The sequence below is a fragment of the Citrobacter sp. RHB36-C18 genome, from assembly GCF_013814485.1.
In the GTDB taxonomy this organism is placed as follows: domain Bacteria; phylum Pseudomonadota; class Gammaproteobacteria; order Enterobacterales; family Enterobacteriaceae; genus Citrobacter; species Citrobacter braakii.
Map to the genome: position 1 here is coordinate 3,790,357 of NZ_CP057125.1, position 13,516 is coordinate 3,803,872.

Below are 13,516 nucleotides of genomic sequence, written 5' to 3' on the forward strand. Positions count from 1 at the left end.
GTGTGAGAAGTATGATTATTCCTTACGCCGGACCATTCATGACGAAGCGGGCATCGCACAGGTAACGCACAATATCCTTTTTCGTATGTTCTGCGGGATTCCCCGCCGTACTGACAAACAGTTTATTCACTTTGCGAACATTTGCCCGCAGCAGTTTTTCGATTGTCATCAGGCGGAAGGCATCATTTTCAACGCAGAAAAGCTCGTAGTCGCCCAGACGTTCACCACAAATTTCACAGTGATTCATCCAGTAACGTAGCCCGGTGGTTTTACTTTTATCGAGGTAGTAATTGCTGGCTTTGATGTTCTTTTTTATCTCTTCAGGCAGAGAATTAATGTGGAACAAAAAGCTGTTACGCCTGACCGACTGCCAGCCCTGACCATCCTGATTTTTCTTAATAAAGCGGGTAAACATCACGCCATGGATGCGGGTAATTTGGTGGCAGCTCCAGCAGTGCATCTTCGAGGTAATCACCAGATAGTACGGCGCGACAATATTAAAATTGTCGGTGTCGTAGACATAGTCACGAAGCGCCCCGTTTAGCTCGTGGGGTTCGGTGTACCAGATACCTGAGACCTTGTCGAAATGCGCCCCCTGACAGGCTACATCGGTGACGTTATCAGTATGAATCTCCAATGGAATAATATGGGTTACATCTATCACATTGCCTTCCTGAGGAATAAATTGCCCCCACGTTGCGTGGGGGACGAGAACAGAATTAATGAGTGACGGGAGCAGATTGTTGACGTAAAGAAGTCACCTGCTTTTGCTTGTCCAGCTTATCAACCAGCGGTTGCACAACCTTCTCTCCCTGCTGGCCAAAATATTGATACAACGTATCGGAAGCGCTTTGCGTCAGCACCATGATCTCAATGCGACGGTTCCCGGCACTTTCCGGGTTTTTCGCATCCAGCAGCATTTGGTCCGCCATCGCGCTGACCTGCATGACTTTATTCTGCGGCATTCCGGCATCCTCCAGCACGCGTCGCGCCGACAAAGCGCGGTCGCCGGAGAGGTTCCAGTTGTTGTAAATGTTACTCTTATAGCTCATCGCGTCTGTATGCCCGGTGATGATTATCTTGTTATCAAGCGAGTCAAACACGGGAGTCAGTTCAACCAGCAGCGATTTAAAGAACGGCATAATCCTGGCGCTACCGCGCTCAAACATATTGCGATTTTGGTCATCTTTAATCAGTACGCGCAGCCCCTGAGGAACAATCTCCATCTCGAGGTTAGTTTCCATATGCGCATTGCGGGCGATAACGTTAATGTCGGTCGCCAGTTCGCCCAATTCGCGGGCTGATTTTTGTTTCAGCAGCACCGCTTTTTCATTCACATCCAGCGCCTTTTTCGCGTTCTCTTCCGTAATTTTCGCCGTCTCCTGCGGGTTGACGGTTTTATCGAGTTTGTTGCGCGTGACGTTTTTCTTCTGCGCTCCCGGCGCTATCGGCTGCTTGCCCAGCTTATTTAACGGCGCCATACCGCCACCGTTAAAGATTGACTGACCATGCAGCGCCGCCACGATATTTTCGCGGTCAGCTTTACTGACGCTGTTCACAATCCACAACGTCATAAACAACGCCATCATCGCCAGCGTAAAGTCAGCAAATGCCACCTTCCACGCTCCCCCATGATGACCTGCATGATTCTTTTTGATTTGTCGGCGGATAATGGTGGTTTTCGCGCCGCGATCGCGACGATTTGGCCCCTTCCTCATGCTTATTCTTGCTCCAGCATCGCATTCACCCACGCATCCAGATTGGCGAATGTGGGTTTGGAAGCCAGATGAAGAAGTTTACGTCCCGCATCAACCGCCAGCAGCGTCGGCTTACCGCCCGCTTGCGCCACCAGCACGGTACGTACACATTCGAGCAGCGAATGTTCCGCCCGCGCCTGCTGTTCCATGGCGTTTGCCAGCGGATCCATCACGCAATAACAGATGAAGACCCCTAAGAATGTCCCCACCAGCGCCGCCGCCACTTTCAGGCCGATAAGCGCAATGGAACCATCGATTGACTGCATGGTGATGATGATACCCAGCACCGCCGCGCAAATGCCGAAGCCAGGCATCGCCTCGGCGGTACGCTGCAGGGAACGCGAAGGGGTTAACAGCGATTCTTCCGCGGTATCCAGTTCCTGATCGAGGATCCCTTCCAGCTCGTGGGCATCAATTTTTCCCATCGCCATCAGACGGAAATTATCGGCGATAAAGGTCACCAGTCGTTTCTGGGTCAGTACCAGCGGGTATTTCTGGAAAATGGTACTCTCTTCCGGCTGTTCGATATGCTGATCCAACATACGCAGACCGCCGTTCTGCACCATTTCCAGCAGTTCATACAGGCACATCAGCAGCTGACGCTGGAACTCCGGCCCCATTTTCTTTTTGCTGACCACGCCTTTGATCTGGTGAGCAATCTCTTTAAGCACATGCATTGGGTTACCGATAATCATCGCCCCCAGACCGGCCCCCACGATAATAATAATTTCTGCCGGCTGCCAGATAGCAATTAACTGTCCGCCAGCCTCAAAGTAGCCACCAAATACGCAGCCTAAAACCACCAATAAACCAAAAATCTTTTGCATTACGTCCTCCGCATGTTGATTCGGAATTGTTAATCTGGATATAAACAATCACGAATCTTGTGCGTGATTTTTTTATTCATTTGACAAATTCGAGCTTCAGTCAGCCCTAATACCAGCGCGATTTCTTTTAAATTCATATCGTGCTGGTAATACATTGAGAGCACCAGTCCCTCCTTTTCGCTGAGTTGGCTCAGGGCATAACCCAGCATTTCCTGCGTGACGAATTGTTCTTCAAGCCCCCGCCCTTCGAGCGGCGCAATCGGTATATCGCCATTCAGTAATTCATCCAGGCTGGCCAGCGATTCAGCACCTTCCAGCTGTTGATATTCCTGATAATCTTCAGACGACAAACCCAACCGGGAAAGCTCTTCCCATGAGGGTTCATGCCCGAGCTGAGTACGCGCATCACGAATCAAATCTTTAATCTGATGGTATTTTTGTCGTAGCTGACGAGGCCGCCAGTCGAGGCTGCGCAGCTCATCGAGTATGGCTCCGCGGATACGATGGACGGCATAACCGGCAAAGCCCTCATCCGGTTGACCATAGCGGCGAATCGCATTCAGCAATCCCATCAGCGCCGTTTGCTCCATATCCTGCCTGTCCATAACGCAGGTACATTGCGGCGCAAGTTGACGCACCACTTTGCGCACCAAAGGAAGATAAGCCTGTAAATAATGGCTCTCTTGCTTTGGCGTTAGCACGGGCGTCGCATTAAAATCTTCTGACTCGTAAGCATCCTGGATCATGTTATTTCCTGGCTTGTCGCTTATTGAAACACGACTTTTTTCACCAATATGTCCTTATACGGTGTCGCCATTTTGCGTTTCGCTAATTCAATTTTCAGATTTTCAAAAACTTTCTTTCTGATATCGGAGATCTTCAGCGCCCGAATCTCTTCATATTTCATATTCGAGAGTTCATCTACCGTAATACTTTGATAGAGCGGTTCGTCTTTCTTAATTTTTTCAGCGTCTTTCTCTGAATCAACGACCATTACCAGCTCTGCCACCATGTATCGGTCTGTCCCTTCACTATCATGAAGCGTAACCACCGTTTCCGGCAGAGAGACAAATATGCTGCTGCTCTCATCCTGATTTTCTTCGGGTATCTCAGCGGGTTTTGCTGCCTTATCTGTCGCACCTTTATTCATAAAATGATAAATACCCCATCCAGCCCCACCAGCAATACCCAGAGCAACGACAGAGCTGATCACACACGCAATAACAATTTTCTTCATCTTGCTTTTACACTTTGATCAGAACGGATTCGTTCTGTTGAAATTGAGGTTCGTCGTTAAGCGTTAGCGCCGACGTCACCTCGTCCTGTTGATGGCCTGACTGCTGTTGTTGCTGTTGCGATTGTCCCTCGGAAGAGACCTGAACATTCACTTCCATGAAGTTCTGCGCCGTGAGGTGCTGGCGTAAGTTCTCGCTAAATTGCTGCAACGAGCGGCAGACATCGCTCTGATTTGCGCCGATGTGCACCATCAGCTTTCCTGCGTCCAGCTGCACGGCAATTTCCAGTTTGCCCAGCGATGGCGGGTCTAGACGAATGGTCGACACCTGCTGTTGCTGACCCAACTGGAACTGAATTCTGTCTTTGAGCAGCGCGGTGAGCTTCTCGCCGAGCTCCTCTGTTGACAGCGTGGTAGGCGCGGAAACTTGCGTCGACACCACGTTGTGGTCGCTCAGGGCATTTACCGGCTGAGTTCCCTGCGCCGCCGTATTGAGTAAACTTTGCGACGCAAGCGATGGGTTAACCGTTACGCTATCCGTTTTTCTCACCGCCATCGGGCGAGAAACGGCGTGATCCGCTGACTTCACCCGGGCGGAAATTTGCTGTGAGGTCGAAAGCGAGACAGGTTCAGGCGCGATCGCGCGCAGATCCTGGGCGGAGAATGTCGCCAGTTTGGCCTGCTGATCCGGGGTTGCCTGGGGCAAATTCTCGGTGATCGATGCCAGTAACGTTTGCAGCTTTGGCGACAGTGACGATAAATCCGTGGCGTGCTGCTCAGCCGACGGCATGGATTGTTTTCCTTGCCCGGCCATCGCGCTCGCCAGTTGACGCAAAAGCGCAGACCCCGCCCCCGTAGTTTGCGCCTGCGTCAGCATTTTCAGCATCTCACCGTCAGGCTGCTTCTGCGCCGCCGCAGGCGTTAACGGCTGTGCCGGTTGCGCCAGTAACATCGCCAGCAATGCCTGCATGGCCGCAGGATCTGCATCATCGCGTTGATGCTCAGGCAACGACGCCTGCTGTTGGTTTATTTTTGCGCCGATCAAACGTTCAGCCACCGCGTTAAGCCCGGCCTGCGGTAAAGAAAACGTGCTGCCGCTCGTTGACGTTGTTGGGGCCGAAATAGCCGCCTTTTCCGGTGTGGCCTCTGCCAACGCACTGGCCGAGGCCAGTAATACAGGATTCATGCCTTCTCCGAAATTAAATTAACCATTGAGTACGCCAACATTCCTTCCTGATTTTGCTGATGTTGATCCATGCGCGCTTTGAGTTCTTCCGCACGCTGCGTTCGTCGGGCAATCAGCACCTCAAACGCCGCATGCAGGGTGTCTTTGACCTCTCGCAACGCGGTGGCATCGGTTTCCCAGGCGGCATAGTCATGAAAAACGCGCATCACCTGCTGATGCAGGCCGGGTAATCGGCGCCAACGCTTTCGATCCAGCGCCTCGTTCATCTCTTTTACCAGGGCATAAAGCTGCTGTTGCTGACGCTCTCTTTCCATCGTCTTATCCCAGCTTTGCCGACAGACCTTCCCAGCCTGTGCGTAGATTGGTCAGGATGAGGATCACTTCATCAATTTTTTCCAGCGACAATTCGCCGCTGGCTTCATACAGGCGGTAGACGCAGTGGTCATACAGCCGGGACAAATTCACCACCAACTCGCCGCCCGTTTCAAACTCCAGCGAGCTGGTTAAGGCGTTGAGAATATCGATGCATTTGTTGATGCTTTGCGCCTTGCGCTCATAGCGTTTGTTCTCAATGTGGCTTTTGGCGCGTTCCAGCTCGTCCATCAGCCCCGAAAACAGCACCAGCACCAGCTCTAATGGCGATGCTGCTGCGGTACGCGCAGCAAGATCCATCTCTTTGTATTGCGAATAACCATCCTGCGTGTCGTACATGTTGATTCTCAATCCTTCTCTTAAATCAGCCGGTTACATAAACGCGGCCATACTCATTTTCATGGTGTACGTTTCCACCAGCGTATTGGTGTACTCTTCCACATAGCGCTCGTAGTTGGTGTTATAGGTTTCAGTCAGCTGATCGCTTTCGTCCTGAATTTTGCTCTGCTGGTCATCAATGTTTTCCTGGCGCAGGGCGATGATGCCGTTGCTGGAATCCAGATAGCTTTCCATCAGGTCGTCCATCTGCGCGACCATGCTGTCCTCCCCGACAAAAATAGCGGTCAAACCGTCCGGGTTTTCTTCCATTGCTTCGCTGAACTGAGTGGAGTCAATTTGTAAGTGACCGTCGGAATCCAGCGTGATGCCATAATCAACAATCGACACGCCACCGTAAGACGCGTGAGCAATATCATCCATCTGATTTGCCAGCGAATTCATCCCGGCGTCACCCGCAAAAACCCCGGACGCCGTGTCGTCATCGCCATAGCTGGTCAGTGAATCGATGGTGTCGACCAAGGTGTTGTAGGCATCAACAAAGGTCTGTACTTTGGCCTGCGATCCGCTGGAGTCTTCCGCGACGGTAAAAGTGGTCACATCGTTAGGATCATCAGGATCGCTAACCTCAGAAAAAGTCATCGTCACGCCGGGGATCACATCGTCAAAGGTATTGGTGCTGCTGGTGATCGCAGGGCCATCCTCGTTACCGAGGTGAATAATGGCGTCCTGCGCTTGCGTTATCTGTTGTTCACTGGAGGATTCCGCCGTAGCCAGATCGGTGTTACCCGAAACGCTCACCGAAAAACCGCTTTGCTCACCGGTGGTATCAGAGGTCAGCATGATGGTGGTCGTGCCGTCGGTCTTAACCAATGCCGCCGACACGCCTGGGTTATCGTCCGAGTTATTAATCGCATCAACCAGTTCACTGGCATCAACACAGTTATCGCCATCCTCATCGACCGTAGACAGGTCAATATCCATGGTTGTGCCGTCATCCATGGTTATCTCAAATGAACCCGTCGCGGCGTAAGTATCGTCGCTCATGCTGAACGTGGTTTGTTGCCCCTGAGCTAACTGCGAAACATAAAATGAATAGGTCCCCGCCTGTGCCTGCGAGTTAGCCGACACCGTATTCGACTCATTATTTGTGGTGGCGGAAAACGTCAGTGGGCCGTCGGTGTCGCTGTTCAGCGCATCGATTGCCGTCTGAAAATCAGTCAGCGCGGTACTTAGCGAGTCCAGACCGCTGCTCTCAGCATTCAACTCGTTCTGTTGGTTCTGCAGATTCGTCGCCTGGGTGGCAATATCGGCGTAGGCAAATTGTTGTGCTAATTTTTGGATCGGACTCGTATAGCTCATGATCAATGACTCCGTGCAACGTTATTTATGTAAAAGCAAAATACATGCCAATAATTTTTACAATTAAAATTCAGTGAGTTAACTTAGTAGCGGAAATGAATTTTCCCTTCCCCAGGAAGGTTTCCAGGTAAAAGCCAGGTCGCTGAAAGCACAACACCGCCGGGTGGCGGTGTTGGAAATGACGTTAAGTCAGGAATTACTGCAGCAGGCTGGAAACCATGCTGGACATGCTGTTGGACTGCTTCAGCATGGTGATGCCGGTTTGCATCAGCACCTGTTGCTGGGTCATGTTGGACGCTTCCGTCGCGTAGTCGGTATCCATAATGTTACCGATCGCCACTTCAGTGTTGTCCTGCATGCTGGTCAGGTTAGCGGCGGTATCGTTCAGACGGTTGATAGATGCACCCAGTTTGGACTGGATCTTAGACACGTCGTCCATTGCAGTCTGGATAGTAGTGATCATCTGGTTTGCAGAACCAGAAGCGGTCAGCTCAGTACCACCGGAAATGCCTGCAGTACCGGTCGCATCTAACTGATCAGCTTCGAAAGAGTTGCTAACGCTTTTTAAATCGGTAACCAGAGAGTCCAGTTGGCTGGAGATATCAACGGTCATGGTGTCAGAAGATTCAGCACCAACCTGGAAGGTTACCGCCCCCTGGAACAGACCGTCTTTGCCGGTGTTGCTGGTACCGGAAACACCGAACAGGTTGGTGCCGCCGTAAGTGGTGTTCTGCAGCATATCGGACATCTGCTGACCCAGTTCGTCGTATTCGTCCTGCATCGCCTGCAAATCTTCGTCGCTGTAGGTTCCGTTCGCTGCCTGAGTGGACAGGTCTTTCATACGGCCCAGTACGTCGGTCATTTCGTCAAACATGCTGTCTGCAGTTTGCAGCATCGCAGTCGCGTCCTGAATGTTGCTCAGCGCAACGCCCATACCGCTGGACTGCGCAGTCAGACGGTTGGCAATCTGTTTGCCCGCAGCATCATCTGCAGAAGAGTTAATACGGTTACCTGTCGCCAGACGTTCCATAGAAGTAGACAGTGATGCGCTGCTTTTGTTGATAGCGTTAACAGCGGACATTGATGCGGTATTAGTATTAATCGATAACATGGTACTGCTCCTTGGGAATAATCGTTTTCGTTTCGATACTCTGTAAAAACGACCACCCCTTCGGAAAACTTAAAGCGCTGCAGAAAAATTTTTTACGCCTTGCACAACATCGTTAACGCGAGAGATAAAACGTCTCCCACCTCTATTTTAGCTTTCCGTGCTCCTCACCAAAACAATCACTGCATAAGGAAGATCTCAATCAAGATTTAATTAAAAGATTATTAGAAATATCTAATAACGACCCGATCGATTACGCACCTGCTATGTTAACCTTATGATAAAAATAAGATTATGCTTAGATAAAAATGTTTTAAAGAACCTGGTTATAACTTTATTTTACATTTGGTTGCAAATGCCATGTATTTTTATATTGTGAGTCTCAGACACTTTCGCTACATTTCCAATCCTCTTTTGCACAGCATAAAAAACACTCAATACCGATTTACCTGCTGTTTCTCAGGCAGAAGACATCTCAATTTCTCCAGAATTTTAATGCACTGATTTTTAACGGTGTGACACCAGGGATAAAAAAATCTTGCGCGGGTATAATAAACCATGAGTATTGTAGTCAACAATTGGCGGATGGACTCTTCGCTTAATGCGTTAATCCACTGTGAAACAGGTGAGATACGTCGCCTGGGCGAATACCATTTTATTCTGTTAGAGACATTAGCTAAAAATGCCGATGTTGTTTTATCTCGTTCATTTTTAATGACCGCTGTCTGGAAGAATCGCATCGTCGGTGGAAATAGTCTGCCGACAGCCGTTCACGCCCTGCGCGTCGCTATTGATGATGATGGTAAACAACAAGAAATTATAAAAACCATACCAAAAAAAGGGTATTTGTTTAATAAACTCTATCTAACTGAAATCATTGCTCCTAATGAAAATAAGGTTGATGACAGCGCCAGTGAGGTAACCGAAGAGAATGCTGAGGTGGTTGAAACCCTCGCGTCTGAGGAGCAACTGCCATCAACAACAACAGAAAAAATAACTTTAAATAACAGTTCATTACATGAAGTCAGCAAGAAAAAACTGGCAACCAAACATCATCCTTATCGGGCTGTTCTGATTACCTTGCCCGTTATCGTTGTCGCTCTGTCGCTGTTTGCACTGATCTCATATTTTAAAGCGCCGTCATCCACTAAAACGGAAGAAACTCCACAACTGGTTAAAGAAACGCTTGAAAATGCCAACCGTATTACGGTCTATCAACTTTACGATCCAGGTGAGAATAAGAAATCGTTATCGCTTGTTTCAAAACATATTCTTCCTGGTATAGAGCAAATCAATCAACTGTTGGTCGCGCATAGCGCCTCGATGACCCTTTATTATCGGGTCTCATTGAACAAACTCGCACTTGATATTGTGATGAGCAATCAATGCAATGATAGCTGGCAGTTAGCACTAAGCTTTGATAACTGGCTAAATAAAGATAACGAAATGAATGGTATTTTAATTAAAGAAGTGGAGAAAATGTTAAATGAAATGCCAAAATGCAAATAATTACGCTTTTTATATCCTGGCTATTTCCTCCCTATTTTTTAGTTTTCTGGCCCATGCCCACATTGAGCACGCGGTTATTGCCTATTATGATCTTAACGCCGGAAGGAATGCACATTACCAACTTATTCTGAGCCCACAACACAAGGATACGGCCCTTACGCTCATCCCTTTGGAACATAATAACCAGGTTCCTTCAGTATTCGAGATCTCCACTTGCCTTAATCGTTCTACAGAATCATCTCAACAAGGTGAGCTTCATTTTAGCGATGCGAAAGCGGATAATAACGATCTCCGCTTATCCAATTTCAGTTCCTTTATTGTTGAGCATAACCTTCATACGTGGTGGATTCATTTAAACCCGCAGCAAAATTTGCTCTTCACTCAGGATGTAGGAGGCCTGTTAATCACAGACCCCTCGGCATTTACCTTTTCGACAACATCTTGTCAGCAGAATTAACTTAATAAGCTACGGACAGTCTGGCTGGAAAGCCGGGCTTGTCCGTTGACCGCCTGGGCTAAAACCTGATAGTTGTGATTAGCATGATCCAGTACCCCGCCCAGTGATTCAGATGCTTTAACCGCACTTTCTGCCTGTGGAAAACGCGCCATACCGTCAATCAGCTGCCGGGCCTTCTCCTGCTGCGCGGCCATTTGCGCGCGCTGATCGCCAATCGCATCCAGCGCCTGCTGTAACCCATCCTGAGTGCGGGAACTGCCCTGCGCGATATGTTGCAGAAGCTCATCTGAACGAGAGGGATCGGCAAATGTCTTTAGCAGAGTAAACGCCGAGGACTTCGCGTCAACATCACGTACGCTCAGGGTTTGTTGGATCTGCTGCCATTGCTTTTCCGTCGTGGAAAAGCTCAGCGCCCCCTGCTGATCGTGCACCTGTACACCGACACGGCGCAGTGCGTTGCTCATCATCATTTTGTATTGACCAGGATCCAGGTCCTCGCCTACCACCACCGCAGAGTGCTGCGTCTGCCGCCCGTCAGAAACACTGAACATGCGTGAACTTATCGCGTTTTTTTGCAGCATCTGCGCCAGTTCAGGCGAGTGAAAAGTGACGCGTGCCTCACCCTGTAAAACCGGACGCAACTGCCTGTCGACCGCATCACCGGACAATGCTGGCCGTTTTTCCAGCCACTGAGTTAGTTCAGCCCCCTTCTGCTGCAGCGCCTGTCCGCCGCGGCGAGAAGCGTGACGAAAGTCCAGCAAATGCTGCTCCAGTTGACCCAGGTAGTGGTCAGCTTGCTGCAGCGTGGTGAGCTGATCGTTAAGCTGCACGCTGTAGCGCTGAGGCCGGGTAGTAATAAGGGGTGAGGCCGGGTAATCACTCGCCGTTGCGGGTAACTTTTGACGGACAGGGGCATTCTGCGCAACGGTATGCTGCTGCACAGAAGGATTAAGCGCTCCGCTACCGGAGAGTGATGTTGTATTTAAACCGACCTGCATACTATTCCTGAGCTACTGCTAACTGTTAAATCACACTGAAAAGGTTTAACTCACTCACTTTGGAGTAGGTTTTTAAAGTGGCTTCCATCGCCATTTCCAGACCGGTAAAGGTAATGGAGGCTGGGCCATAATCCAGATCGCTCAACTGACTGATAAGCTGATCGTTGGAGGTAGTGATATCCGTCTGAGCACTGCTCAGCATGCTCATCGTATTCTGCGTTTCACCAATGGTGGCTATAGAAGCGTTGAGCGCGTCTGAGGCCACATCCACCGTATCAATGGCATTTTGAATATCGCTTTGCACCTGTGGATCGGCAGGGTCAACCGACGGATCCTGTAATTCTTTCGACAACGACGTCAGAGTGTTCAGAACGTCGAGGCTATCGCCGAAGAAATCGCTGACTGCCACATTGGTATCAACCTCAACGCCATTGGACACCGTGGTCTGGCGATGATCGTCGTTACCCTGATAGGTATAACTGTCGGTCACCCCGTCACCGTCCTCATCTACTGCGACAATGGGCGGTTGATCGTTCACCGTCCCGCCAAACACATAGTGACCGTCTTCATCCTGATAATTCAGCGCCGAGACCATCGCTTCGGTCATCGACTGAATATCCTGCCCCAGGCTTGATAACGACTCGGCGGTGTTGGTGCCGTTGGCGGCCTCCAGCAGATCGTCGCGAATCGCTAACAGATCGTTGTTGACGCCATCCAGAATAGACTCCTGCTGGCTCATCCCCGCCGAGGCGGAATCAATATTAGTTTGATACTGATCGAGAGCCGATTGCTGGCGGTTAAGCTGGGTGATTCGTGTCGCAGCGATAGGATCGTCTGACGGCAGCAGAATACTTTTCCCTGTCGCCATCTGCGTGACAACGTGGGAAAGATCGCTGGAAAGGTCGTTAAAACTCTGCGTCATAGACACATAGGATTGTTGGGTAGACACGCGCATGATAATAGCCCTCCAGATTAACTACACATTTCCAGCACAGAGTCGAAAATATCTGCGCCCGTTGAGATAACTTTGAGGTTGGCCTCGTAAATTTGCTGGTAGGTAATGAGGTTTACCGCTTCTTCATCCATGCTGACGCCGCTGACGCTGCTCTGCTGGTTCTGTGCTTCGGAGTACACGTTCGCCGCCGCTTCCGCTTCCGTCTGGTTTTGCTGGCTGTAAATACCGATGTTACTGATGATTGATGAACAGGCTTCGCCCACGGTTACGCTACCAAGCCCCTCGATATCTAACGGTTCGGTTGAGAGGTTGATCAGCGCCTGCAGGTTATCGCTGTTGCCGCTTTCATCCGGCGAACTGGAAAACGCCAGCTCATCGGCGGTGATATCGGGGTTCACTTCCAGCGGGCCATCCGAGGAGTTTTCGTCATAAATAAACAGCGGCTCGCCGGGATTTCCGTTCAGGTCGTAGCCCTGCGCCAGTTGGGTGTTAACCGCATCGGCAAACTGCTCTGCCATGCTGTTAATCGTCCCCGTCAATGGCGTCAGTACCTCATTCTGATAATCAAACAGCGCGCCCAGCGAGCCGCCGGTATCAGTGTTCATGGATGACGTGGTTCCGGCGAACGTCAGCGACATGCTCTGCGTGCCGTCGGCGTTGGTTTCCAGTTCGAGGGTGGAACTCTCTTGCCCGCTCACCAACGGCTGACCGTTTTGCAGCGTGACGTTGTAGTTACCTTCATCATCAATATTGACCTGAACATCCATGATGCCGCTCAGTTCTTCCACCATCTGGTCGCGCGCATCGTAGAGCGCAGACGCGTTATCCCCGTTGGCTTCGGCTTCAGTGATCTGCTGGTTGTAGCTGGCAATACCGCTGGTAAGCGTATTCACCTGCGCCACCATCGCCTGCTCCTGACTAACGATTTCACTGCTTTGCGAATCGATATAATCGAGGGTGTTATCCACGCGCAGCGCCAGCGCGCCAGACTCGCTGATCACCTGCTCACGCAGAGCAGAGTCATCCGGGCTGGTGGTGGCTGCGTTTAGCGCGGCAAAAAAGTTGTCAAAGCCGCCGCTCAGGCTGCTGTTATCATCACTGAGCACGGTTTCCAGTTGAGTTAAATACGTCTGCTGGGTGTTGTAATAGCCGTAATCGCTGGCGGCATACCAGACCTGGTTCACCTGATACTGGTTGGATACCCGGCGAATACTGTCCACCTGCACACCGTTACCCGCACTGTTCGCCGAGCCTGAGCTTGCGCCAATAGTACTGGTGACAGCCACCTGCCGGGTATAACCGTCGGTCATGGCGTTCGCCGTGTTTTGCGCCGTTACGTTAAGCTCCACCTGCGCAGTAGATGCGCCGCTGTAGCCAATGTTAATCATGTCCATCAAAGAGTCCTCGCCGGTCAG

Annotated in this window: 15 protein-coding genes; 2 read left to right on the forward strand and 13 right to left on the reverse strand. The window is 50.4% G+C overall.

Going from position 1 to position 13,516, the window contains the following annotated elements; all coding sequences use genetic code 11:
- Positions 1 to 22: 22 nt before the first annotated feature.
- From HVZ52_RS18085 to lafA, 10 genes are all read right to left on the reverse strand, one after another.
- Complete coding sequence (locus tag HVZ52_RS18085) at positions 23 to 664, reverse strand: hypothetical protein (RefSeq protein ID WP_016151861.1); 642 nt, start codon at positions 662 to 664, stop codon at positions 23 to 25.
- A 55-nt stretch (positions 665 to 719) separates the two neighbouring features.
- A complete protein-coding gene (gene lafU, locus HVZ52_RS18090) occupies positions 720 to 1,718 on the reverse strand; it encodes a putative lateral flagellar export/assembly protein LafU (RefSeq protein WP_016151860.1) in 999 nt (332 codons plus the stop codon).
- Positions 1,719 to 1,720: 2 nt separating this feature from the next.
- Positions 1,721 to 2,584, reverse strand: coding sequence for a flagellar motor stator protein MotA (motA, locus tag HVZ52_RS18095; protein ID WP_016151859.1), 864 nt, complete (start codon positions 2,582 to 2,584; stop codon positions 1,721 to 1,723).
- Positions 2,585 to 2,613: 29 nt separating this feature from the next.
- Complete coding sequence (locus HVZ52_RS18100) at positions 2,614 to 3,330, reverse strand: FliA/WhiG family RNA polymerase sigma factor (RefSeq protein ID WP_046275416.1); 717 nt, start codon at positions 3,328 to 3,330, stop codon at positions 2,614 to 2,616.
- A gap of 20 nt (positions 3,331 to 3,350) precedes the next feature.
- The gene (locus tag HVZ52_RS18105; protein ID WP_075846718.1) at positions 3,351 to 3,821 is read right to left on the reverse strand and encodes a flagellar basal body-associated FliL family protein; all 471 of its coding nucleotides are present in this window, start codon (positions 3,819 to 3,821) and stop codon (positions 3,351 to 3,353) included.
- A gap of 7 nt (positions 3,822 to 3,828) precedes the next feature.
- Positions 3,829 to 5,004, reverse strand: coding sequence for a flagellar hook-length control protein FliK (locus tag HVZ52_RS18110; protein ID WP_065554269.1), 1,176 nt, complete (start codon positions 5,002 to 5,004; stop codon positions 3,829 to 3,831).
- A complete protein-coding gene (locus HVZ52_RS18115) occupies positions 5,001 to 5,318 on the reverse strand; it encodes a hypothetical protein (RefSeq protein ID WP_016151855.1) in 318 nt (105 codons plus the stop codon). The genes HVZ52_RS18110 and HVZ52_RS18115 overlap by 4 nt, the downstream gene beginning before the upstream one ends.
- A gap of 4 nt (positions 5,319 to 5,322) precedes the next feature.
- Positions 5,323 to 5,715, reverse strand: a complete 393-nt coding sequence (fliS, locus tag HVZ52_RS18120; protein ID WP_003843794.1) for a flagellar export chaperone FliS — start codon at positions 5,713 to 5,715, stop codon at positions 5,323 to 5,325.
- Positions 5,716 to 5,748: 33 nt separating this feature from the next.
- Entirely contained in the window at positions 5,749 to 7,074 is a 1,326-nt protein-coding gene (fliD, locus tag HVZ52_RS18125; RefSeq protein WP_049040790.1) for a flagellar filament capping protein FliD, read from the reverse strand.
- Between the two features lie 196 nt (positions 7,075 to 7,270).
- Positions 7,271 to 8,185: a lateral flagellin LafA gene (gene lafA / locus HVZ52_RS18130; RefSeq protein ID WP_049040787.1), complete on the reverse strand. Its 915-nt coding sequence runs from the start codon at positions 8,183 to 8,185 to the stop codon at positions 7,271 to 7,273.
- Between the two features lie 555 nt (positions 8,186 to 8,740).
- Here lafA and HVZ52_RS18135 point away from each other — a divergent pair.
- Positions 8,741 to 9,691: a winged helix-turn-helix domain-containing protein gene (locus HVZ52_RS18135; RefSeq protein WP_053389946.1), complete on the forward strand. Its 951-nt coding sequence runs from the start codon at positions 8,741 to 8,743 to the stop codon at positions 9,689 to 9,691.
- Positions 9,669 to 10,148, forward strand: coding sequence for a hypothetical protein (locus tag HVZ52_RS18140; protein ID WP_181598556.1), 480 nt, complete (start codon positions 9,669 to 9,671; stop codon positions 10,146 to 10,148). The genes HVZ52_RS18135 and HVZ52_RS18140 overlap by 23 nt, the downstream gene beginning before the upstream one ends.
- On the opposite strand, the gene HVZ52_RS18145 is transcribed toward HVZ52_RS18140, so the two are convergent.
- From HVZ52_RS18145 to flgK, 3 genes are read right to left on the reverse strand one after another with little or no spacing between them, the layout of a single operon-like run.
- Entirely contained in the window at positions 10,145 to 11,146 is a 1,002-nt protein-coding gene (locus HVZ52_RS18145) for a hypothetical protein (protein ID WP_046275411.1), read from the reverse strand. The genes HVZ52_RS18140 and HVZ52_RS18145 overlap by 4 nt on opposite strands.
- 25 nt (positions 11,147 to 11,171) lie before the next feature.
- The gene (flgL, locus tag HVZ52_RS18150; protein ID WP_019076091.1) at positions 11,172 to 12,101 is read right to left on the reverse strand and encodes a flagellar hook-associated protein FlgL; all 930 of its coding nucleotides are present in this window, start codon (positions 12,099 to 12,101) and stop codon (positions 11,172 to 11,174) included.
- Between the two features lie 17 nt (positions 12,102 to 12,118).
- On the reverse strand, positions 12,119 to 13,495 hold the full coding sequence (gene flgK, locus HVZ52_RS18155) for a flagellar hook-associated protein FlgK (RefSeq protein ID WP_065554271.1): 1,377 nt from the start codon (positions 13,493 to 13,495) through the stop codon (positions 12,119 to 12,121).
- Positions 13,496 to 13,516: the final 21 nt, after the last annotated feature.